Below are 22,444 nucleotides of genomic sequence, written 5' to 3'. Positions count from 1 at the left end.
GCGGGCCGCCAATTTATTAACATTCATACGATTTGTGTCACATCGGCACGGGATCGTTCCGCATCCCAGGCCCATAGGGGGCGATCATCGTTTCGATGAGCATCGTCGGCGGATCGCCGTGACCGAGGAGACCCCCGCCGAGGAACCCGAGTCGCTGCCCGCCTGGCCGTGGTGGCGGTACGCGCTCGGCCTGCTGGGCGTCGGCTTGTTCGTGGGCTTGTCCCGATGGCTGGACAACACCTTCGACACCCGCGACTCCACGGGCGAGGACGTCGGCTTCTTCGACCACATCGTCGAGAATCCCCTGCAGTTCCTGGCCCACAGCTCGAACAAGCTGGTCACGTACCTGGCGCTGCCGATCGTCTTCATCATGTGCCGCCGGCTGCGCGCCACCGTCTCCCTCCGCCGGTACGCCCTCGTCTCCGCGTCCTTCATCGTCCTCGCCGCCCTGCTGGCACTGCTCGGCCTGGCGTCGATCGGTGACGACGCGCCCAAGGACGGCTGGTTCTACCTCACCATCGGCGCAGTGCTCGGCACGCTCACGCCCGGCCTCGCCGGGCTCGGCCACGTGCTGTTCGCCTGGTTCAGGCAGCGCCGCCGTTCGCTCCAGGACATCTGACGGCACGGGTCCCCGCCTTGTGGGAACGGCCTCAAGGCTTGACGGCGACTCCGCCGTACGCCCAGGCGTGGCCGCCTGGGATGGGCTCCTGGTACTCGTCCTCGTCCGGGTGCCAGTCGACCACCTCGACGAGGCCGGGTTCGATCAGTTCCCAGCCGGTGAAGAAGCGTGTCACGTCGGCGTGCGTGCGGGGAACCATGGGGGCGGTGCCCTTCTCGTACGGCTTGCTCAGGTCCTGCCGCTGGACTTTGGGGGCGAAGTCGAGCGTGATGTGGGAGAGCAGGAGGTGGCTGCCGGAGGGGACCGCCGCCTTGCAGTAGTCGACGAGGCGGTGGGGGTTCTCGTCGTCGGTGAGGAAGTGCAGGACGCCGGCCAGGATGAGGCCGACCGGCTTCGAGAAGTCGATCACCTGCCGTACCCCGGGGTGCGAAAGGATCACGTCCGGCTCGCGGAGATCCGCCTCGATCACCGTGGTCATCCCGGTCTCGGTGCCCGTCAGCAGCGCCCGCCCGTGAACGAGCACGATCGGATCGTTGTCCACGTACGCCACCCGTGCGTACGGGTTGACGTTCTGGGCGATCTCGTGGGTGTTGCCCTGCGTGGGGATGCCCGTCCCGATGTCGAGGAACTGGGTGATTCCCGCCTCTGCGGTCAGATGCCGTACTGCCCGGCGGAGGAAGGCGCGGTGGGCGCGCACACCCTCCCGCGTTCCCGGCGACACCTTGAGCAACTGCTCGGCCGCCTCCCGGTCGGACACGAAGTGGTCCTTGCCGCCCAGCAGATAGTCGTAGATGCGAGCCGGGTGCGGGATCGTCGGATCGATCCGCCCGGCGGGAACTTCGTCACGCGCCGGAGGCAGGGCGTCCTCGAAATCGGTCATAAGCGCTCCCCGGCGTACGTGTGGTGCATGGTTCTCCCTCATCAGCGAACTGGGCACGACCACGGCGAAACTCACATTCGCCAGAAGCGTCCAGTGCAGCGATGCTAGGGATGCCGGGAGATATGTCAAGTGCGGCGCTAGCCGGATTGATGAAAGATTCGAGAGGCCGGCGCGGCGCCACTCAGCGTGACCGGGATCGATGCCGGATATTCGGCGTCCGCGCGGCCCTCCCGAACCAGGGATATTGCACCAAAAGTCATCGTAGTGGCGCTTTCCGCCTTAACGGGTGATCCACCAGAAGGCGAGCCCGACAATTCCGGAGCCGACGGCGGTGGCCGCGCCGCGCAGCAGAGCGAAGGCGACCATGCGGGTGAGGCGGCGAGTGGCGGGGGAGAGTTTCACTGCTGTTGTCCCTTCGGGGTGATGGCCAGCGTTTTGTGTCGCGGTCGGCACCATGGCAGCTCGGGTCACCCGCCGATCCCAGGCATTCCGTATCCGAGATAGATCGCGGTAGTTAAACTCCATTTCAGGGGGAGATCCGGAGGGATGCGAGTCGGATCGTGCCGGGTGAAGGAGGGCACTCTTGGCCAGGCCCTTCCGCCCTGTCTCGGGACCGTATGCGGGGTCGGTGGTTCTCGCGGAATTGGCTCGACTGTGGGATCAGGCGGAGAACCGCGAGGCGAGTAAAGGCAACAGGCTCACGCAGAAGCGGGTGGCGGACGCGTCGGAAGTGCCGCCGACGACATTGAACTCGTGGGCGACGGGGTCGAGTTTCCCTCGCGACCTGGACCAGCTAGTCGCGGTCGGCAATGCGCTGGCGGCCTGGGCCGGGGAGCGGACGCTGAGCGGGGTGGAGTGGTCCATCCGTATCCGCGCGGATGAAAGCGTTCGCGCCGGTGTCGCGTCGGAGCAGGTCCAGACGTCGGTAGGCCGACCTCTGGAGCTGGTGACGGATCCGTTCACGTTGGAGGTCCACAGACCGATCGATCTCGACGACTCGCCTCCCGAGGGGAGCATCGCGCTACCGCCTTACATATGGCGTGACCACGATGACGTTCTCGCGGGAGTCGTCGGCAGGGTGCTGTCCGGGCAAAGCGCGATGGCGGTGCTGGTCGGAGGGTCGTCGACCGGGAAGACGCGCGCATGCTGGGAAGCCATCGGCGCGTTGCGGAGGCGAGGAGGATGGCGGCTGTGGCATCCCTTCGACCCGACACGTCCCGAGGCGGCGCTGGCCGAACTGCCGCGCGTGGGCCCGCGCACGGTCGTCTGGCTGAACGAGACGCAGTTCTACCTGGAGACCTCCGGAGATATCGGGGAGCGGGTCGCAGCCGCCCTGCACACATTGCTGACGGAACGGAGCTCGGCTCCCGTGCTGGTGCTCGGAACGTTGTGGCAGGAGCATTGGGACACGCTGACACGTCCGGTGCCCCGCGGTGCCCTTGATCGGCACGCGCAAGCCCGTGTGATCCTCTCAGGGACGGATATCACCGTTCCGGGCAGTTTCAGCAGCGTCTCCACGAATGCGCTGGATCGGGCTGCCGCCACCGACGCCCGGCTGGCCAAGGCCATGGCCGAAGCAGAAGACGGTCGCCTCGCGCAGTATCTGGCCGGGGTACCGGAACTGCTGGCCCGCTATCGCAATGCCACCCCCGTGGTGCGGGCGATGATCCACGTGGCCATGGACGCCCGGCGTATGGGCCACCGATACGCATTGCCGCTCGGATTACTGGAATCCGCAGCACCGGCCTACCTCGCCGACAACGAATGGGAGGCGCTGGGCGAGGACTGGCTGGAGCAGGCCCTGGCTTACTGCGCCACCCCGTGCAAAGGCGTGCGCGGCCCCATCACACGGATTCGATCGCGCACCAGGCCATCCCTGGTCCGGAGAGACCGGCCGGGGTCACCCGACGCCACAGCGCCGCAAGCGGAAGACAATCTGTACCGACTTGCCGACTATCTGGACCAGTACGGCCGCCGGCATCGCCTTGACCAGATCCCTCCGCGCGAATTCTGGGCGGCGCTGGCCGCTCACGCCAATCCGAAGGACCTGGCCAATCTCGGCGTCGCCGCCTTCGAGCGTGGGCTTTACCAGGCCGCTGCTCAGTTCTACAAATACGCGGCCGACTTCGGTGACACCGTGGCGGCCGATCGGCTGCTCCAGGTCCTTGACCTGATCGATCCGGCGGACCAGCGCCCCACCGTGTGGGTCGCCGCGAACGTCGCTCTCGATGATCCGTACGCGCTGGCCCGGTTGCTGATGAGGCAGCGAGGGCGGGCCATCGCAGGTACGGGGCTGGAGGATCTGGCCCATCGGGTGGCGCAGGACGCTCCTGTCGACAGCCCCGCCGCCCTCATCGAGCTCTTGGACGGGTTGCAGGGAATCGGGGCGCATGAGCAGGTGCGGGAGCTGGCCGAGAGAGCCGCGGCCGAGGTTGCCCTGGACCACGCGCCCGCTGTCGCGCAACTGCTGGCCAGAGTTCGAGATGTGCCCGGATTGTCCGCGCGTCTCCTGGCTGAGCGAGTGGCGGCGCATGTCCCTGTCCACGATTCGTCCGCCGTTTCCGCGCTGCTGGTCCGGCTTCGCGAGATAGGAGTGGGTGAACGGCTGCTGGTTGAACGGGCGGCGGCGCAGGTGGGCTTGGACGACCTGGCCATGGTGGATGACTTGATCGTCACGCTGCGCCGCATGGGCTCTCCCGACCGAGCGCGTCTGCTGGCGGAAAGGGCTGTCGCGCAAGCTCCGCTCCATGAGTTCTCCGCTGTGATCCAGCTGCTGGATGACCTGCGCCTCTCCGGAGCGAACGCCCTGGTGCACGCATTGGCCGACCGCGTGGCCACGGAGGTTTCCGTCGAGGATCCATCAGACGTGGCAGGGCTGCTGACCGGGCTGGAACGCGTCGGCGCGGTGGAACAGGCGAAGGTTCTGGCCGAGCGTGGCGCCCGGAACGCCCGCTTGAAGAATCCCCATGACGCCGCGAGACTGCTGGCCAGCCTGGAGCAGGTGGGTGCGGCGGAGCAGGCGCAGAGGCTGATGGAGCGGATCGTCTCGACGATCGGGCTCGATGAGCCGGCAAAGGCGGTGAAGCTGCTGGCGAGCATGGAGCAGCTCGGCGCGATCGATCAGGCGCTGGTGCTGATGGAGCGGGTCGCCATGAGCGCCTCGCTGAACGATCGGTCCAAGGTGGCCGATCTGCTGGTGGGACTGGAGAGGATAGGGGGCGGCGTTCTCGCCCGGGCATTGGCGGAGCGGGTTGCCAGGACCAGTCTGCTCGACGACCCGGCCAATGTGACTGGCATTCTGGCCAAACTTTCGGTCGCGGCGGCCCATGAGCTGCTTCACATGGTGGCGGATCGAGCCGCCGTAAGCGTACTGCTGTCGAATCTTCCGGCAGTCGTGAGGCTTATCGAAATGCTCCGGAATGTCGACGGATATGGATCTGCGAGCACGCTGGCAGCACGAGCGGCCGCATATGCGCCGCTCGACGATCCGTCGGCGTTGACGGACTTGTTGCGCGAGCTACGGGTCACGGGTGCCCAAAAGTGGACAGCAGTGCTGATCGATCGGGCCATCGCGAGCCTCTCGTTCGACGATCCGTCCGATGCGGCGGCTCTGCTGGCGGCCTTCCGGGAGAGGGGAGAGACAGACTCAGCGCACCGGTTGGCCAAACGGGCCGTCACGAAGGTCCCGCTCGACGACTTGAACGCCATTACTGACCTATTCATGGAACTCCATGTATCTGGCATGGAGGTATCGGCGTATGTGTTGGCGGAACGGGTGGCTGAGCATGCGTCTACCGGTGATGCGGCGGCGGTGGCGGTGTGGTTGGCGGCCTCGTGTCGCGGGGCAACGGCCAACTTGGCGCGCAGACTGGCCGAGCGGGTCGTCAAGGTGGTTCCGCTCGACGACTTGAACGCGCTGGCTGTTCTGCTCGTCAAGATCTACGGACTGGGTACGGCAGGTGAGGTCCTCACGGAGCGAGTGGTGCGGGATGCTCCGCTCGGTGACGCCGCGGCTCTGGTGCGATGGATGGCCGGACTGAAGCGGTCGGGAGCGGCGGAGCACCTGCGTACGCTGGCAGACCGGGCGGCAGGGGAGTTCCCGCTGGCCGAGCAGTCGGAGGTCACCCGGTTGCTGGCGGGGATGCGTGTGGTGGGCGCGAACGAGCAGATGCAGGCGTTGGCCAGGCGCGTGATCACGAATTTCCCGCACGAGGATCCGTACATGACAGCGGGCCTGCTGATGAAACTGCGCGGGGTGGAGATGTCCGACGCGCTAGGAGCACTGGCCGGGGCAGCCGTGGTGAGGGCATCGACGGGTGCCGATCCGCACACCATGGCCAGATTGCTGGCGGGACTGCACACCATCGGGGCGACCGATCTGATCAGTGTGCTGGCCGAGAGCGCCACGAGGATACCCCTGGATGACTGGTCCGCGATCGCCAAGGTGGTCACGGCGCTACGGGACGCGGGCGTGCCCGAGAACGCTCGGCTTCTGGCTCTGCGCGCGATGAACGTGTCTCTGGACGACTCCCGGGCGGTGAGCAACGCGCTGAACAGGCTGTGGGATGCGGGTGCGGCCGAGGAGGCCAGGGCTCTGGCCGGACGGGTCGCGGCTCATGTCATCGGGCAGGGCGAGCCCGCTGTGATCGGCTACCTCGGCGGCCTCCGCGGGGTTGGCACTCATGGCCTGGCGCGCCATCTGGCAGAGGAAACCGCACTTCGTGGGTCTCTTGCTGACACCGTCGCCGTCGCCAAGCTGTTGCTGACCATGCGCGACATGGGGCATCGGGATCTGGCGCGGGTGCTGGCCGAACGTACCGCCGCCCAGGTGTCATTGGCCGACATGTCAGCGATCGCGCGGCTGTTCGTCGTGCTGAGAGCGGTGCACGCCGACGATCTGGTGCACGCCCTGGCGGAACGCGCCATCACCGATGGTCCCCTTGACGATCTCCAGGCGATAACCGGTTTGCTGGTGGCGCTGCGCGGCATGGGCGCCGACAGTCAGATGAACGTGCTCGCCTCCCGGGCCGCCGCGTATTTCCCGCTCGACGATCAACCTGCTGTCGAGGAACTCCTCGTGCGACTGCGAGGCGCGGGCGCGGTGGAACAGGCGCACATGCTCGCCGAGCGGGCCGCCGCACACGTGCCGCTCGACAATCTGTCCGCGGTGATCGAGCTGATAAACAAACTCCGGGGTATGGATGCCGACGCCGCGGTTCGCGTACTGGCGGAGCGGGCCGCCACGGACGCCGCTCTCGATGACCCGTTTGCCGTAGTGGAGTTACTGAACCGTTTGTTCAGGCTGGAAATGCACGGACCATTGCGCACGCTGTCGACCCGGGTCGCGGTGAATTTTCCCCTGGGCAATATTCACGCGGTCGCCAAGCTGCTGGACGGACTGACTCGTACCGGCCAGCCTGATCAAGTGCGCATTCTGGCGGAACGGTTATCCCCCGCCGGTCTGTTTCACCTGCTACCTCGCGTGGAAAGCCGGTATCGATTCGGCCGCGAACCCGACGGCACTGAGGCACAGCCGTGGGGTTGGGACGATCTGGCCTGATGCTTGCGCGCGTCAACGCCACGGGACAGGACAAGAAGGAAGCCCTTCGGCCGCGTTCTCGTCGATGGGTTCGAGGCCGGTGGGGATGATGTCGCCGAAAAGGCGTTTGCCGGTGCCGAGGACGACGGGGAAGACCAGGAAGCGGCATTCGTCCACGAGGTCGCCCTGGATGAGGGTCTGGATCAAGGTGAGGCTGCCGGGGACCCTCGTCGACGTGGGAAACGTGGTGACGGTGAGTTTCTTAGCGGGAGGACGGGATGAGGTGGGTGGCGCGGACGGTGGCGGCCAGTGCGCCGGGGTGGTCGGTGCGGGTGTAGACCTCGGCCGCGGTGTCGGTGAACTTGATGACGTGTTCGTCGCCGTGGGCGACGGCCCGGTCCAGGGCGTCGGCGACGGTGTCGGAGTCGGACGGCGGGGCCGGGAGGGTTTCGGGGGGTGCGGCGTCCCTTGGGGCGTACGCGGAGAAGATGGCGGCGGTGGTGGTCCAGATCGCGGTCAGGCTGGGCGCCCACAGGTCCCGGGGGAGCGCGGGCAGGGTGTGCAGGACGGCGTTGGGAGCGGTCGCGGTGTGCACCAGCAGGACGGGGGCGCCGTGGCCGTGGGACAGGTAGCGCAGGGTGGCCGCCGCGACGTTCAGTACTCCGCCAGTCACTGGTCTCGCCTCGTTCCCGTTCGTCGTGGCATCAGTCTTGGCCAGGCCCGCCGGGGGCGGCATCCGTGGCCACCACGCATTCACCACTCAACGGGTACCTATGGTCAGATAGGCGGGTGAGTCCGGAGTCGGTGTCGCCCCGCGAGGCGGAGGTCATGGCCCTGCTCGACGCGCACCTGTCGAACGTGCAGATCGCGGGCCGCCTGCACATCTCCGTACGGACCGTCGAGAACCACGTCTCCTCGCTCCTGCGCAAGTACGGCGTGGCCGACCGCCGCGCCCTGGCCGCCATCGCCAGGCAGGCGGACGACGCCCCGGCGGTCCAGCGGATGACCGGGTCGCCGTCCTGGCGTACCGGGTTCGTCGGGCGGGCGCACGAACGCGACGCCGTCCTGGCCATGCTGCGCCCCGGATCGCTGGTGACGCTGACCGGCCCCGGCGGCGTCGGCAAGACCCGGCTGGCCGCGACGGTCGCCGCCGCGGCGGCGCTGGGCGGCGCGTTCGTGGACCTGGTCCCGGTGCGGGAGGAGCACGTGGCCGCCGCCGTCGCGGCGGCGCTCGGCGTGGGCGAGTCGCCGGGCCAGACGCTCGCGGACGCCGTGGTGTGCGCCCTCGGGCAGGAGCGGCGGCTGCTGGTCCTGGACAACTGCGAGCACGTGCTCGACGGCGTCGCCGCCCTGGCCGACCGCGTGCTGGCCCAGTGCCCGGACGTCACCGTCCTGGCCACCAGCAGGGAACGGCTCGGCGTGCCGGGCGAGCGCGTGGTGCCGGTCTCGCCGCTGCCGCTGGCCTCCGACGCGGAGGCACTGTTCGCGGACCGCGTGGCCGCCGTCGATCCGGCCTTCACGGCCGCCCCGGCGACCGTCGCGGAGATCTGCGCCCGGCTGGACGGTATGCCGCTCGCGATCGAACTGGCCGCGGCCCGCTGCGCCTCGCTGGGCGCGGAGGGCCTGCTGGCCGCGCTGGACGACGCGCTCCGCCTGCTGGCGGGCAGCCGCCACCCCGACGAGCGGCACCGATCCCTGCGTACGGTCATCGCGTGGAGCCACGACCTGCTCGCGGAGGACGAAAGGCAACTCTTTCCCCGGCTGGCCGTCTTCGCCGGATCCTTCGACCTCGACGCCGCCCGCCGAGTCGCCCCGGGCGCGGTGGCGGACGTGCTGGGCAGGCTGGTCGACAAGAGCCTGGTCGTCCGGGAGAACGACGCGGGTTCGTGGCGGCTGCTGGAGACCGTCCGCGCGTACGCCCTGGACCGGCTGGCGGCCGGCGGCGACCTGGACGAGGTCAGGGACCTGCACCTGCGGTGGGCGGCCGAGACCGCGCACACGCTGGCGGATGACCCTGGCCCGGAGTGGGACCGGTTCGACGCCGTACGCGACGATCTGCGCGCGGCGTTGCGGAACGCGCCGCAGGGTCCCGGCGAGCTGCCGCACCGGCTCGCCCGCGCGCTCGGCCACCTGTCCTACGCCCGTCACTCGGCCGGGGAGTCCCTGGAGCACTTCAAGGAGGCGGCCCGGCACGCGCCGACCGCGTCGGCCGCCGCCGAGGACCTCTCCACCGCCGCCCAGGTCGTGTTCGCGGTCGGGCTGGCCCGGGGGGCGTACGACCTGCTCCTCGACTCCGCCGCGCAGGCGCAGGCGGCGGGCGAGTCCGGGGCCCGCGCGCTCGCCCACGCCGTCGCCACGGCGCGCAGGTTCACCTCGGGCTTCCCCGAGCCGATCCCGTTCGAGCGGTTGCGCGAGCTGGTGGATCGGGCCGCCGACGGCAGCGGAGACCCGGTGACGGCCGCCCACCTGGCCATCGCCGAGGCCTGGTGTCCCCGCGCACCCCTGACGTCTCCCGACCCGTCGCTCGCGGTGGTCGCCGTGGCCGCGGCACGCGCCACCGGCGACCCCGTGCTCGTCAGCGCCGCCCTGGACATGCCGGCCGCGCTGGCGATCCGCGCGGGCAGGTTCCGGGAGGCGTACCGCGTGGCCGGGGAGCGGCTGGCGCTGGTGGAGGCGATGGACCGCCGCCATCCGGCGTCGGCGGCGGAGATCCTGGACGCCTTCCACAACGCCTGGCTGTGCGCGTTCGCCTCCGGGGACGTGGAGGGGGCGCTGGACACGGCGGAGCGGATCGCCGGAGACGAGCTGCTCGGCGGGCATCCGTACCGGCCCGCGGCCAAGCTGGTTCCGCCGCTGGTGCTGCTCGGGCGGTTCGAGGAGGCGCTGGAGCACGCCCAGCCCATGTGGGACGCGTGGCGGCGTTCCGGGATGCCGGTCGCCGCCTGGCTCTCGCCCGCCGCCTCCGCGGTGGCACTCGCGTACGGCCTGACCGGCGACCGGGCCGCGTACCGGCTGTGGCAGGGCCGGGCCGAACGTGTCCTGGGCACCGGGAGGTTCGCGCCTACTCCCGACGCTGCGGTTTTCGCCGCTTTCGTGGACGCCCGCGTGGCCGTGCACGCGGGTGCCTTCGAGGACGCGGCGGAGCTGGTCACGCGCGCATTCGCGGAGACGGCCACGGGCTGGCCGGCGCCGTACGCCCGCGCCGCGGGAGCGGAACTGGCACTCGCGGCCGGGCTGCCCGACGCGGACCGCCGCCTGGCCGAGGCGGCCCAGGCGGCGGGCGAGAACGACTGGGCCATCGCCTGCCTGGCCCGCGTGACCGGCTCCTGAGCCGCCTCAGGCAAGAGCCTTCAGGAGGCCGACGGCCAGTGCGGCCGAGGAGGCCGGGTTCTGGCCGGTGCGGAGGTTGCGGTCCGACACCACGTGCGGAGCCCGGGGTTCCTCGTCCGCGAGGCGTTGCTGCGCGCGGCCCCCTCGTGGTGACACGATTGTGGGGGATAGGGACCAAGGTCCCTGTCGGACAGATACGACGGAGCTTACATTTCTGGCATGATTCGTGTTTTTCTCCTCGACGACCACGAGGTCGTACGGCGCGGTGTCGCCGCGCTGCTGGACGTCGAGGACGACATCGAGGTGATCGGCGAAGCCGGGACCGCCGAGTCGGCGCTGGCCCGCATCCCCGCCCTGCGGCCCGATGTCGCCGTGCTGGACGTGCGCCTGCCGGACGGCAACGGGGTGGAGGTCTGCCGCGAGGTCCGCAGCCGCCTGCCCGAATTACGCTGCCTCATGCTGACCTCGTACGCCGACCAGGAAGCCCTGTTCGAGGCCGTCATGGCCGGCGCCGCCGGTTACGTGCTCAAGCAGATCCACGGGTCCGACCTGGTCGGCGCGGTCCGTACGGTGGCGTCCGGGCAGTCGCTGCTGGACCCGCAGACCACCGCCACCATGCTGACCCGGCTGCGGGAGCAGGCCGCGCGTAAGGATCCCCTGGCCGCGCTCTCCAAGCAGGAGCGGCAGATCCTGGAGCTGATCGGCGAAGGGCTGACCAACCGGCAGATCGGCGAGCGCATGTTCCTGGCCGAGAAGACCGTCAAGAACTACGTGTCCAACCTGCTGAACAAGCTCGACATGCAGCGCAGGACCCAGGCGGCGGCGCTGGCCGCCCGGATGCGCGCCGACCGGGGCGAGTGACGGCTAACCGGCCGGGACACTCCACCGCAGCAGGGTGCCCCCGTCCGGCGCGGGCTCGGCGGCGAAACGGCCGCCGAGCTCCGTGGCCCGTTCGCCCATGTTGCGCAGCCCGCTGTGGCGCGCGCCCGGCGGCAGGCCGACCCCGTTGTCCTGGACGGTCAGGCTGAGCGTCCTGTCGCTCACCTCCACCGCCACCGTGGCCTTGGACGCCTTCGCGTGGCGCACGATGTTCGACAGCGCCTCCCGCAGGACCGCCAGCAGGTGCTCGGCCGCCGCTTCGCCCACCTCGTGGTCGAGCTGGCCCTCCATCCGCAGCCCCGGCATGAAGCCCAGATGGCTGCGGGCGCCCTCGACCAGCTCCACGACGCGCGCCCGCAGGCTCGGCTCGTCCGGCAGCTGCGGCGACTGGAGCGCGAAGATGGTGGAGCGGATCTGCCGGATGGTCTCGTCGAGTTCGTCGATGGCGTGCTGCACGCGGCCCGCGGCCTCCGGCCGCTCGATCAGCCGCAGGGTGCTCATGAGCGTCATGGCGGTGGCGAACAGACGCTGGATGACCACGTCGTGCAGGTCCCTGGCGATGCGGTCGCGGTCCTCCAGCAGCCCCAGGCGTTCGGCGTCCTGACGGGCCTCGGCCAGCTCCAGGGCCAGCGCGGCCTGGTCGGCGAAGGAGTGCAGCATGCGCAGCATCGACGGAGTGAAGGGCAGCCGGCCGGGACGTTTGCCGAGCGCGAGCACGCCGCGCACCGAGCCGGGCTTGCCGAGCGGCACCGCCGCGGCCGGGCCGGCGGGCAGCCCTTCGATCACGGAGGGGCCGCCCGCGGCGAGGTCGCTGACCATCTGGGGCAGGCCGCTGGTGTACGCGCGGCCGGGCAGCGAGCCGGCCATCGCGACCTCCACGCCGTCCACGGCCTCGTCCATCGCGTTGTCCACGCCGTCGGAGATCATGACCTGGAGGGAGTCCCCGGCGGGGAACAGCAGCGTGACCGCGTCCGCGTCGGCCATCTCGCGCACCCGCCTGGTCACCTGCGTCAGCACCTCCAGCGGGCCGGCGCCCGACAGCAGGCCGGTGGTGACCTCGGCGGACGCCTGGAGCCAGATCTCGCGGCGGCGGGTCTCCTCGTACAGGCGGGCGTTCTCGATGGCCACGCCGGCGGCGGTCGCCAGGGCGACGACCACGGCCTGGTCCTCCTCGTCGAACTCGCCGCCGCCGCGCTTCTCGGTCAGGTACAGGTTGCCGAAGACCTCCTCGCGGACCCGCAGCGGCACCCCCAGGAAGGAGCCCATCGGAGGGTGGCCGGGCGGGAAGCCGTACGAGCCGGGGTGGTCGGAGATGCGGGCCAGGCGGAGCGGCACGGGCTCCTTGATGAGCAGGCCGAGCAGGCCCAGGCCGTGCGGCCAGTGCTCGATGCGGGCGATCTCCTCCTCGCTGAGGCCCACGGGGATGAACTCCACCAGGGTGTTCTCCTCGCCGACCACGCCGAGCGCCCCGTAGCCGGCGTCGACGAGCCGGGCGGCGGTCTCCACGATCCGGCGGAGCGCCGTCTCCAGCTTCAGGTCGCCGCCGATCAGAACCACCGCCTCCAGCAGGGCGTGCACCCGGTCCCGGGTGGCCAGCACGGCTTCCAGACGGGTACGGAGTTCGGCCAGCAGGTCGTCCAACCGCATGCCGGGCAGGAGGGGGTGCGGCTCAGCCGTGGTCATGTCCCATATTCTGCACGCATACGCCCAGGCACCCGTCCGGGAATTCCTGCCCGGGGCGGATCACAGGGACTGGATGCGGCGGCCGGTGATGCGCTGCGGGGTGATCCGGACGTACTGCTCGCGGGTGCCGCCCGCCCAGGGCTCGACCTGGAGGCCGGTCAGCCCGGCCAGCTCGTCGTCGGTGACGTGGTGGATGGGGCCCTGCACCAGCACGCTCCACCCCTCGCGCCGGTTCTCGTCGATCTCGTCCACCTCGAAGGCGATCTTGATCTCCAGGTTCTCGATGCCGGTGCGCAGGTCGTCGTCCATGGCGCCGCCCGCCCGGGTGCGGAACACGATCGCGCCACCGGCGACCTGGTAGTTGACCGGCAGGATGGTCGGCCCGTGCGAGCCGTTGAAGGCCACCCGGCCGACCCCGCCTGGCGAGATCAGCCGCAGGCACTCGTCCTGGCTGAGCTCCCGCAGCGCGGTGCCGTTCCCGTTCGTCTCGCCCATCGGCGTCCCCTCTGCTCCGTTTCCTGGCTTGAGTCTCCCGTCCGGGGGCCCGGCTCCGGCACCGCCGATGGGCCTTCCCGCATGGGACCTTCGGCCCTGAGCCGGCCTCACCGGGGTCAGGCCTGCTCCAGGACGTCCGGGAGCGTACGGCGGACGCCCCGGGTGTGGCGGACGGGATAACCCAGGCGCATCACCATCTGCGGGAACTCCGGCGAGCAGAGCTCCTCCCTGACGAAGTCCCGCAGGTGCCGGAACTCCAGCAGCTGGGTGTGGAAGGCGGCGCATACGCCGTACGCGGAGGCGTGCAGGAGCACGGCCTGGAGGGCCTGCCCGGCCTGGATCCAGTCCGCGCGGGTGTCGCCGCCGGTGGTGAGCAGCGCGACGACCCCGGTCTGGGTCGCCATCGGCTGGTCGCCGCGATCGCCCCAGCCCTGACCGCGCGCATAGTCCCGCTGCGCGAAATGCGGATAGGTACGGCGAGCCTGCTGCGGGTAGGCGTCCGCGGGCACCCCGTCCCGGTGGCGGCTGCCCGGCGGCCGGCCCCAGCGGATCATCTCCAGGCTGAAACTCCGATCCTGCGCCTGCACGTCCTGGGCGGCCGAGGTGAGCGCCGCCAGCACCCGCACCGCGCCCACCGACCGTACGGGCGTCAGCCGGGCACCCTCCCTCTCCGCCTCCTTGACCAGAAGATCGAGCAGCCGCGGCGGCACCGGCCGGGGAATGAACCCCGCCCGATGGGTACGGCGGCGCGGAATCTCCTCCCGGAGCATCTTGGTCTCCTCCTCGACCGCTCCGGCCGGCCCGATCCGTACCCGGGCCACCAGGGCGGGCCGGTCCGGATCGGGAAGCATCCGCACGAGGGGCTCGCAGCCGGTCGCGCGGATCGCCGTCCTGACGTTGAACAGCGCGGCTCCGCAGCTCAGCAGCAGCTCCCGCCCCTCCGGATCGGCGGCGCGCAGCCGCCGGTCGGTGTCGGCGCGGAGAATGATCTCGTCTTCGTCCAGGGCGAACGACCACGGCTGGCTGTTGTGCACCGACGGCGCCCACGCCGCCGCCTCCACCACCGCTTCCAGGTCGTCTCGCGTACATCTGCCCACGGCGTCTCCCTCGGCGTTTTCTCCAGTCGAACGCGCCGGACCGGCCGCTTCCAGGGCCATAGGTCCCGGCCCGCGAGGCCGTTCAGCGGAAACAGGACCTAGTACCCGCCGCCGGTGCGTCTTTCTGCGGTGAGCGGCCGGGGCGGTTCCCGCAGAGTGTCGTCGGGGCTCGGAACGACACATCGAGGGGAAACCAAGAATGTTCAGCAAGCTCAGAAAGACAGGCACGGCTCTGGGGATCACCGCCGTCCTGTTCGGGGGCGCCGCGGCGCTGGCCGGACCCGCGTCGGCGGCCACGGTCACCGCGCAGCTCGACAGCGGCCGGATCCTCGTCAACGGCAGCACGGTCGCCGACGGGATCACCGTCACCCTCAACAGCGCCGGCACGGTCGTGACGATCATCAACACGCTGGGCGCGGTCGCGGCCGGCCCCGGCTGCGCGCAGGTGGGCCTGTCCGCCCAGTGCCCGGCCGCCGGGATCGACCGGGTGGACGTGTTCGCCGGGAGCGGCGACGACGCGATCCGCAACAACACGAAACTGCCGAGCACGCTCTCCGGCGACAACGGCATCGACACCGTCAACGGAGGCACCGGCGGCGACATCCTGTTCGGCAGCTTCGGCGACGACGTGCTCAACGGCAACGGCGGCAACGACCGCCTGAGCGGCGGCGTCGGCAACGACCGCCTCAACGGCGGCACCGGCACCGACCAGTGCGACGGCGAGACCGAGGTCGCCTGCGAGTTGTAACACCTACGCCGGTCAGCCGGGCGGAGCCGCCCGCCCGGCTGACCGGCACCTGGGCGTTCAGGAAAGTTTCGAAACGTATTCGGACGATGTTCGGTGCTATCGCGGAGCGCATAACACCAGGTCAGACAGGCCAGATCCGCATCGTCGCAGACTGAGTGACAAGGTGGATACAGCCCGAATTCGAGTGAAAAGTTGCGAAACTATTGACGACATGTGTTCGTAACACCTAGCGTTGCCGCGATCGAGAACGGAGCCGCGCGACGAGCGGGGCGGCGGTAGAGGGAGAACGGGCCGGATGAGGGCTGCGCTGCTGGAACGGATCGGGGCGCCCCTCGCGGTGCGGGACCTGCGACTCGACGCGCCAGGCCCGGAGGAGGTGCTGGTCAGGGTCGAGGCGGCCGGGGTGTGCCACAGCGACCAGCACTACCTCGCGGGAGACCTGCGATGTCCGCTGCCGGTCGTGCCGGGCCACGAAGGCGCCGGCGTGGTGGAGGCCGTCGGCCCCGGCGTGACGCGCTTCGCGGCCGGCGACAGGGTCAGCCTGATGTGGCGGCCCCGGTGCGGGCACTGCCGGAACTGCCTCGTCGGACGGCCCGCGCTCTGCGAGGCCGCGGGAATCATGGTCGGATCCGGCGGCCTGCTCGACGGGACCACCCGCCTCCACGCCGGCGGCGAACGCGTGCACCACCTGCTCGGCGTCTCCTGCTTCGCCGAATACTGCGTCGTCTCGGAGCGCGCGGTCGTGCCCGTACCGGACGGCGTCCCTTCGGAGATCGCCGCCATCGCCGGATGCGCCGTCATCACCGGCGTCGGGGCCGTGCTCAACGCCGTCGGGCAGTGCGCCGGCGAGGCCATCGTGATCTTCGGAGCGGGCGGGGTCGGGCTCTCCACCGTGCTGGGCGCGGTCCTCGCCGGAGCCAACCCGATCATCGTCGTGGACGTCGTCGCCGAACGGCTCGCCATGGCCGGGAAACTCGGCGCCACCCACACCATCGACGCCGCACGCGAGGACGTCGCCGCCGCCATCCAGGACATCCGCCCCGGCGGCGTCGAATGGGCGATCGAGGCCATCGGCCGCCCCGCCACCCTGGAGACGGCCATCGACGTGCTCCGCCCCGGCGGCACCCTGGTCGCCGTCGGCCTCGGCAAGGTCGGCCAGACCTTCAACGTGCCGCTCAACATGCTGGTCCAGCGGGAGAAGAGAGTCATCGGCAGCCTGTACGGCTCCGCCAACCCCCTCGTCGACCTCCCCCGCCTGTTCGACCTCTACCTCGCGGGACGCCTGCCCCTGGACCTGCTCATCGGCCGGCGTTACCCCCTGGACCGCATCAACGACGCGTTCACCGACCTGACCGGCGGCTCCGTCGGCCGGGGTGTGGTCCAGCCCTGGGAGACAGCATGACCGCCACCGAATCCCCGTACGCCGTCTACCCCAGCCTGCGGGGCAAGGTGGCCTTCGTCACCGGCGGCGCGACCGGCCTGGGCGCGGAGTTCGTCGCCTCGCTGGCCGCGCAGGGCGCGCGGGTCGGATTCGCCGACGTCGACGACGCGGGCGCCGGGCGCCTGCTGGACCGGCTGGCCGGCACCGGCGGCCCGCAGCCCCTGTACGTGCGCGCCGACGTCTGCGACGTGGCGCAGCTGCGCTCGGCGGTGGCCGCCGTGGAGAAGGGACTCGGCCCGATCTCCGTCCTGGTCAACAACGCCGCCAACGACACCCGTACGGACATCGAGACCGTGGACACGCCCGACTGGGACCACGGCATCGCGGTGAACCTGCGCCACCACTTCTTCGCCATCCAGGCCGTGATGGCCGGCATGCGCGGGCTCGGCGGCGGCTCCATCATCAACCTGGGCTCCATCAGCGCGCACGTGGACTTCACCGGCCTGCCGATGTACATCGCGGCCAAGGCCGCCATCGAGGGCCTGACCAGGACCATGGCCAGGGAGCTCGGCCCGGACCGCATCCGGGTCAACTGCGTCGTCCCCGGCTGGGTCTTCACCGAGCGGCAGCTCACCCACTGGGTCACGCCGGAGGTGCGGGAGAAACTCGCGCGGGTGCAGTCGCTGCCGGACAACGTCATGCCGGCCGACGTGGCGCGGATGGTGCTGTGGCTGGCGGCCGACGACAGCGCCATGTGCACTGGGCAGAAGTGGATCGTCGACGGCGGATGGATGTGAAGGAAACGATGGCGCACAACGAAGGCGGCGGGACCGGGCGGCGCAGCGCGCACTGGTTCGGCGCCGAGGGCCGTTCCGGCATGCTGTACCGCTCCTGGATGCGCAACCAGGGATTCGGCGCGGAGGTCTTCGACGGCCGCCCGGTCATCGGCATCGCGAGCACGTGGTCGGAGCTGGCCCCGTGCAACGCCCACCTCGACCGGGTGGCCGAGGCGGTCGAGCGCGGCGTCTGGATGGCGGGCGGCTTCCCACTGGAGTTCCCGGTGATGGCGACCGGGGAGACGCTGCTGCGGCCGACCGCGATGCTGTACCGGAACATGGTGGCCATGCAGGCCGAGGAGCTGATCCGGGCCAACCCGCTGGACGGCGTGGTGCTCCTGTCCGGCTGCGACAAGACGACCCCGGGCCTGCTCATGGGCGCGGCCAGCGTGGACCTGCCGGCCGTGATGGTGACCGGCGGCCCCATGCTGAACGGCAAGTTCCGCGGCCAGGACGTCGGCTCGGGCACCCACGTGTGGAAGTTCGAGGCCGAGATCAAGGCCGGCCGCATGACCGCGCAGGAGGGCCACGTCGCCGAGGGCTGCATGGCCCGCTCGAACGGCCACTGCATGACGATGGGCACGGCGTCCACGATGGCCTGCCTGGCCGAGGCGCTCGGCATGCAGTTGCCCGGCTCCGCGGCCTGGCCCGCCGTCGACTCGCGCCGCATGGAGGTCGCGCAGGAGGCGGGGCAGCGCATCGTGGCCATGGTCGAGGAGGACCTGCGGCCGAGCGCCATCCTCACCCGCGCCGCGTTCGAGAACGCCGTCCGCGCCAACGCCGCGATCGGCGGCTCCACCAACGCCATCATCCACCTGACCGCGCTGGCCGGACGGCTCGGCGTGGACCTGCCCCTGGACGACTTCGACGCCCTGGCCAGGGACGTGCCGACCATCGTCGACCTGATGCCCTCGGGCCGGTTCCTGATGGAGGACTTCTGCTACGCCGGCGGCCTCCCGGTGGTGCTGCGCCAGCTGGACGAGGCCGGCCTGCTCAACTCGGACGCCCTGACGGTGACCGGCCGCGGCATGGGGGAGAACGTCGCGGACGCGGAGTGCTGGAACACCGAGGTGATCCGCCCGCTGGACGCGCCGCTCCAGCCCGCGGGCACCGGCACCGCCGTCCTGCGCGGCAACCTCGCCCCGGGCGGCGCGGTCATCAAGCAGTCGGCGGCCTCGCCCGCGCTGATGAGCCACGTGGGCCGGGCTCTGGTGTTCGACTCGCCGGAGGCGTACCACGCGGTCTGCGACGACGAGGACCTCGACGTGAACCCGGGCGACATCCTGGTCATCCGGGGCGCGGGGCCGAAGGGCTACCCGGGCATGCCCGAGGTGGCGAACGTGCCGCTGCCGGCCAAGCTGCTGCGCGCCGGGGTGACCGACATGGTGCGGATCAGCGACGGGCGCATGAGCGGCACCGGTTTCGGCACGGTGGTGCTGCACGTCACGCCCGAGGCCGCGCTCGGCGGCCCGCTCGCGCTGGTACGCACCGGTGACAGCGTCGAACTGAACGTGCCGGAACGGCGGCTGACCCTGCTGGTGTCCGACGAGGAGCTGGCGCGCCGGGGGGCCGAGTGGCTGCCGCCCGAGTCCGCGGACGTGAGCGGCTACACCTGGCTGTACCGGGAGCACGTGCTGGGGGCCGACGCCGGCGCCGACTTCGGGTTCCTGCGCGGCAGCCGCGGGAGCGCGGTTCCGCGCGACTCGCACTAAACGATTTCATGTCAAATCAGGACAGACAGGGCAAACTACCAAGCATTAGGTTGGAATGAGCGCCGCCCCGGTAGCATGGGGTTCTACAGTGCTGCCAAGTTTCGGTGATGGAGCAACGGTTGGTTTCCGACTCGATCGAACGGCGCGTCACCGTCGCCGACGTCGCCGCCGAGGCCGGGGTGTCCCGCGCGACCGTGTCCAAGGTGCTCAACGGCCGGTCGGACGTGGCGCCCGCCACCCGGGTGCAGATCGAGGCGGTGCTCGTCACGCGCGGGTACGTCCCCACCAAGCGCACCAAGCGGCCCGTGGTCGCGGTGCGCCGGGGCGGCCTGATGGAGATGCTGTTCAACGACCCCAGCACGCCGTGGGCCGCCGAGATGATCCGCGGCGCCGAGGAGGCCGCCCGGTCCGCCCGGGTCGGCATCGTGGTGTCCGTGCTCGACCAGGCGCGCGGCCAGCAGTGGCTGGAGGACATCGCCGACCGGTCGCCGCGCGGCATCATCCTCGCCTTATCCGAGCTGACGGCGGCCGACCACAAACGCATCGAGAAGCTCGGCGTGCCGGCCATCCTGGTCGACCCGGTCGGGGACTCCGACACCGGGATCCCGTCCATCGGCGCCGGCAACTGGGGCGGCGGGATGGCCGCCACCCAGCACCTCATCGACCTCGGCCACCGGCGCATCGGCATGATCACCGGGCCGATGCGCTTCCTGTGCAGCCAGGCGCGGCTGGCCGGCTACCGCGCGACGCTGGAGCGGGCCGGGATCACGGCCGACGACACGCTCGTCGAGCACGGCGACTTCCACTACTCCTCCGGCCACAAGCTGGCGCTGGCCCTGCTGGACCGGCCGGAGCCGCCCACGGCCATCTTCGCGGCCAACGACGAGCAGGCGCTCGGCGTCTACGCCGCCGTCCAGCAGCGCGGCCTGCGGGTGCCCGACGACCTGAGCGTCGTGGGCTTCGACGACGTGCCGATGTCGCAGTGGGTGACCCCGCCGCTGACCACCGTACGGCAGCCCATCGCGGAGCTGGCCGCCCTGGCCGTGCGCACGCTGCTCGCGCACCAGGACGGCACCGAGATGCCCGAGGGCCGGCTCGAACTGTCCACCAAGCTGGTCGTGCGCGGCAGCACGGCACAGCTGGCCCGGCGTCGTACGCGCTGAACGAAGCCGCGAGTTTCGATCGATGTTTCGGTGATCTGACCTGGGTATCGCCCGGAAAGCTTCCCGAACGCTACTATTACGTCGGCTACTGTTTTCCGAAATTCCTCGAAACTCTTCGGCGAGGACCTCCGGGCGAAAGAGAGACCGACGTGATCGAGACGCACGACATCGTCCGCCCGCCTGGCGAACTCGTCGCCGGTCTGCGGGCCATCGGCAGCGCCACCGCCAGCAGTGAGCTCAACCGCCTCGGCGTCCGCAGCGCGCACATCCGCGGCCCGGTCTCGCACACGCCCGGCGTCTGTGTCGCCGGCCCCGCGCTGACCCTGCAGTTCATGCCGAAACGCGAGGACCTGTACCCGGTCGACGAGTACGCCGAGCCCGAGAAGCAGCTCCACCGCCACGTGCTCTACCACACCCAGCCGGGCGACATCGTGGTGGTGGACGCGCGCGGCGACATGAGCAGCGGCGTGTTCGGCGAGATGATGATGCTCTATTTCAAGAGCCGCGGCGGCCTCGGCGTCGTCGTGGACGGCTGCGTCCGCGACCTGGGCAAGGTGCGGGAGCTGGGCCTCGGCGTCTGGGTGCGCGGCGCGACCCCCAACTTCCACTCCCAGACCGGTATCTTCCCCACCGCCGTCAACGTGCCGGTGGCGTGCGGCGACACCGTCGTGATGCCGGGCGACATCATCGTCGCCGACGACGACGGCGCGGTGGTCGTCCCGATCAAGCTGGCCCCGGCCCTGCTGGCGGAGGCGAGCCTGCACGCGGAGTGGGAGGAGTTCTCCCGGCTGCGGCTGTCCCAGGGCGGCGACCTGCGCGCGTACTATCCGCTTTCCAAGGAGGCCACGCCCGAGTACGAGCGGTGGCGGGACGCCCGGCGCGGAGCCGGCGCGTGAGGATCGCCGAGCTGGTCCCGTGGCTGGTCCGGTCCGGCGGCTCCTTCTGGGGCGAGTTCCTGTTCCTCCAGGTACGCACCGACGAGGGCGTGGACGGCTGGGGTGAGGTCACCACCACGACCCGCGCGGCCAACCGCGGCGTCGCCGCCATGCTGCGCCAGGCCAATGAGCTGGTCGCCGGGCACGACCCGGCCAGGATCGAGGACGTCTGGCACAAGCTCTTCCGGGCGTTCACGTACATGGGCAGCCGGGGCGCCGCGGCCAACGTGGTCAGCGCCGTGGACATCGCGCTGTGGGACATCCGCGGCAAGGTGCTCGGCGTGCCCGTGCACGATCTGCTCGGCGGAGCCGTACGCGATGATCTGCCGCTCTACACCCACCCCGACCAGTCCAGGTTCGGCAGCAGGGACGGGGTGGCCGAGGAGATCGGCAAGATCGTCGAATCCGGGCACACCGCCATCAAGTTCGACCCGTTCCCGCACGCGCCGGGCGAGCCGGAGGCCAACGACCGCTACCTCGACGGGCGGCTCAGCCGGGCCCTGGAACGTGAAGCCGTCGAGCTGACCGCGCTCATCCGCGAGCTGGCCGGGCCCGACGTGGAACTGCTCGTGGACGCGCACGGCCGGTTCGACGTGCCCACGGCCATCCGGCTGGGACAGGCCCTGGACGAGGCGGGCGGCATCCACTGGTACGAGGAGCCGGTGCCCCCGGAGAGCCGCCACGCCCTCCAGCAGGTACGGGACCGGGTGCGGGTGCCCATCTCGGTGGGGGAGCGGCTGCACACCCGCTGGGACTTCGCGCCCGTGCTGGAGAACCGGCTCGCCGACTTCGTCATGCCGGACGTCACCTGGACCGGCGGCATCAGCGAGCTCAAGAAGATCGCCACGATGGCGGAGGCGTACTACGTGCCGGTCTCGCCGCACGACGCGAGCGGGCCGGTGAACCTCGTCGCGGGCGGGCATGTGATGCTGACCGTGCCGAACTTCTACCGCATCGAGTCGAGCGGGTACGACCTCGGCGCGTACAACCGGTTCCTGCGCACCCCGCTGGACAACCGCGACGGCCGGCTGCGGCTGCCGCCGGGGCCCGGCCTCGGGCTGGAGTTCGACCTGGACTACCTGCGGGCGCACGCGCAGGACGGCTTCGGCGGCTGACCCCGGCCGACCCGAATCAACCCCCTTTTCTG

18 protein-coding genes and 1 pseudogene are annotated in these 22,444 nt (G+C 70.7%); 11 read left to right on the top strand and 8 right to left on the bottom strand.

Annotation, left to right across the window (positions count from 1 at the left end; genetic code table 11):
* The first annotated feature begins 118 nt into the window (after positions 1 to 118).
* Entirely contained in the window at positions 119 to 619 is a 501-nt protein-coding gene (locus tag Aph01nite_RS00370; RefSeq protein WP_204038643.1) for a hypothetical protein, read from the top strand.
* A gap of 31 nt (positions 620 to 650) precedes the next feature.
* Here the strand turns inward: Aph01nite_RS00370 and Aph01nite_RS00365 are convergent, their stop codons facing one another.
* Together Aph01nite_RS00365 and Aph01nite_RS41955 are read right to left on the bottom strand one after the other, a co-directional pair.
* Positions 651 to 1,499 (bottom strand): SAM-dependent methyltransferase, encoded by an 849-nt coding sequence (locus Aph01nite_RS00365; protein ID WP_204038642.1) that lies wholly within the window; start codon positions 1,497 to 1,499, stop codon positions 651 to 653.
* A 279-nt stretch (positions 1,500 to 1,778) separates the two neighbouring features.
* Complete coding sequence (locus Aph01nite_RS41955; protein WP_275418137.1) at positions 1,779 to 1,901, bottom strand: hypothetical protein; 123 nt, start codon at positions 1,899 to 1,901, stop codon at positions 1,779 to 1,781.
* A gap of 226 nt (positions 1,902 to 2,127) precedes the next feature.
* Between Aph01nite_RS41955 and Aph01nite_RS00360 the strand changes: the two genes are divergently transcribed.
* Positions 2,128 to 7,059, top strand: a complete 4,932-nt coding sequence (locus tag Aph01nite_RS00360; RefSeq protein ID WP_204038641.1) for a hypothetical protein — start codon at positions 2,128 to 2,130, stop codon at positions 7,057 to 7,059.
* A 12-nt stretch (positions 7,060 to 7,071) separates the two neighbouring features.
* On the opposite strand, the pseudogene Aph01nite_RS00355 reads toward Aph01nite_RS00360, so the two are convergent.
* Positions 7,072 to 7,251: pseudogene (locus tag Aph01nite_RS00355) on the bottom strand (dihydrofolate reductase family protein); the annotation flags it as partial.
* A gap of 49 nt (positions 7,252 to 7,300) precedes the next feature.
* A complete protein-coding gene (locus Aph01nite_RS00350; RefSeq protein WP_204038639.1) occupies positions 7,301 to 7,711 on the bottom strand; it encodes a questin oxidase family protein in 411 nt (136 codons plus the stop codon).
* Positions 7,712 to 7,827: 116 nt separating this feature from the next.
* Between Aph01nite_RS00350 and Aph01nite_RS00345 the strand changes: the two genes are divergently transcribed.
* Positions 7,828 to 10,368 carry an ATP-binding protein gene (locus tag Aph01nite_RS00345; RefSeq protein WP_204038638.1) on the top strand — a complete coding sequence of 847 codons (2,541 nt, stop codon included), beginning with the start codon at positions 7,828 to 7,830 and terminating at the stop codon, positions 10,366 to 10,368.
* A gap of 6 nt (positions 10,369 to 10,374) precedes the next feature.
* Here Aph01nite_RS00345 and Aph01nite_RS00340 read toward each other — a convergent pair whose 3' ends face one another.
* The gene (locus tag Aph01nite_RS00340) at positions 10,375 to 10,524 is read right to left on the bottom strand and encodes a hypothetical protein (protein WP_204038637.1); all 150 of its coding nucleotides are present in this window, start codon (positions 10,522 to 10,524) and stop codon (positions 10,375 to 10,377) included.
* Positions 10,525 to 10,587: 63 nt separating this feature from the next.
* Between Aph01nite_RS00340 and Aph01nite_RS00335 the strand changes: the two genes are divergently transcribed.
* On the top strand, positions 10,588 to 11,229 hold the full coding sequence (locus tag Aph01nite_RS00335; RefSeq protein ID WP_204038636.1) for a response regulator: 642 nt from the start codon (positions 10,588 to 10,590) through the stop codon (positions 11,227 to 11,229).
* A 3-nt stretch (positions 11,230 to 11,232) separates the two neighbouring features.
* Here Aph01nite_RS00335 and Aph01nite_RS00330 read toward each other — a convergent pair whose 3' ends face one another.
* The 3 genes from Aph01nite_RS00330 to Aph01nite_RS00320 form a co-directional block, all read right to left on the bottom strand.
* The gene (locus tag Aph01nite_RS00330) at positions 11,233 to 12,930 is read right to left on the bottom strand and encodes a sensor histidine kinase (protein WP_204038635.1); all 1,698 of its coding nucleotides are present in this window, start codon (positions 12,928 to 12,930) and stop codon (positions 11,233 to 11,235) included.
* A 60-nt stretch (positions 12,931 to 12,990) separates the two neighbouring features.
* Positions 12,991 to 13,425: a pyridoxamine 5'-phosphate oxidase family protein gene (locus Aph01nite_RS00325; protein ID WP_204038634.1), complete on the bottom strand. Its 435-nt coding sequence runs from the start codon at positions 13,423 to 13,425 to the stop codon at positions 12,991 to 12,993.
* Positions 13,426 to 13,541: 116 nt separating this feature from the next.
* The gene (locus tag Aph01nite_RS00320; protein WP_239161287.1) at positions 13,542 to 14,522 is read right to left on the bottom strand and encodes an Acg family FMN-binding oxidoreductase; all 981 of its coding nucleotides are present in this window, start codon (positions 14,520 to 14,522) and stop codon (positions 13,542 to 13,544) included.
* 199 nt (positions 14,523 to 14,721) lie between these two features.
* On the opposite strand from Aph01nite_RS00320, the gene Aph01nite_RS00315 reads away from it, so the two are divergent.
* From Aph01nite_RS00315 to Aph01nite_RS00285, 7 genes are all read left to right on the top strand, one after another.
* Positions 14,722 to 15,270 carry a calcium-binding protein gene (locus tag Aph01nite_RS00315; protein ID WP_204038632.1) on the top strand — a complete coding sequence of 183 codons (549 nt, stop codon included), beginning with the start codon at positions 14,722 to 14,724 and terminating at the stop codon, positions 15,268 to 15,270.
* A 295-nt stretch (positions 15,271 to 15,565) separates the two neighbouring features.
* Positions 15,566 to 16,672 (top strand): alcohol dehydrogenase catalytic domain-containing protein, encoded by a 1,107-nt coding sequence (locus Aph01nite_RS00310; RefSeq protein ID WP_204038631.1) that lies wholly within the window; start codon positions 15,566 to 15,568, stop codon positions 16,670 to 16,672.
* Entirely contained in the window at positions 16,669 to 17,448 is a 780-nt protein-coding gene (locus tag Aph01nite_RS00305) for an SDR family NAD(P)-dependent oxidoreductase (protein ID WP_204038630.1), read from the top strand. The genes Aph01nite_RS00310 and Aph01nite_RS00305 overlap by 4 nt, the downstream gene beginning before the upstream one ends.
* An 8-nt stretch (positions 17,449 to 17,456) precedes the next feature.
* Positions 17,457 to 19,199, top strand: a complete 1,743-nt coding sequence (locus tag Aph01nite_RS00300; RefSeq protein ID WP_204038629.1) for an IlvD/Edd family dehydratase — start codon at positions 17,457 to 17,459, stop codon at positions 19,197 to 19,199.
* A 107-nt stretch (positions 19,200 to 19,306) separates the two neighbouring features.
* Entirely contained in the window at positions 19,307 to 20,362 is a 1,056-nt protein-coding gene (locus Aph01nite_RS00295; RefSeq protein WP_204038628.1) for a LacI family DNA-binding transcriptional regulator, read from the top strand.
* Positions 20,363 to 20,511: 149 nt separating this feature from the next.
* Complete coding sequence (locus Aph01nite_RS00290; protein ID WP_204038627.1) at positions 20,512 to 21,258, top strand: ribonuclease activity regulator RraA; 747 nt, start codon at positions 20,512 to 20,514, stop codon at positions 21,256 to 21,258.
* Positions 21,255 to 22,412: a mandelate racemase/muconate lactonizing enzyme family protein gene (locus tag Aph01nite_RS00285; protein ID WP_204038626.1), complete on the top strand. Its 1,158-nt coding sequence runs from the start codon at positions 21,255 to 21,257 to the stop codon at positions 22,410 to 22,412. The genes Aph01nite_RS00290 and Aph01nite_RS00285 overlap by 4 nt, the downstream gene beginning before the upstream one ends.
* Positions 22,413 to 22,444: the final 32 nt, after the last annotated feature.

It is taken from the genome of Acrocarpospora phusangensis (assembly GCF_016862995.1).
Lineage (GTDB): Bacteria > Actinomycetota > Actinomycetes > Streptosporangiales > Streptosporangiaceae > Acrocarpospora > Acrocarpospora phusangensis.
This window is presented reverse-complemented; position numbering and strand designations above follow the sequence as displayed.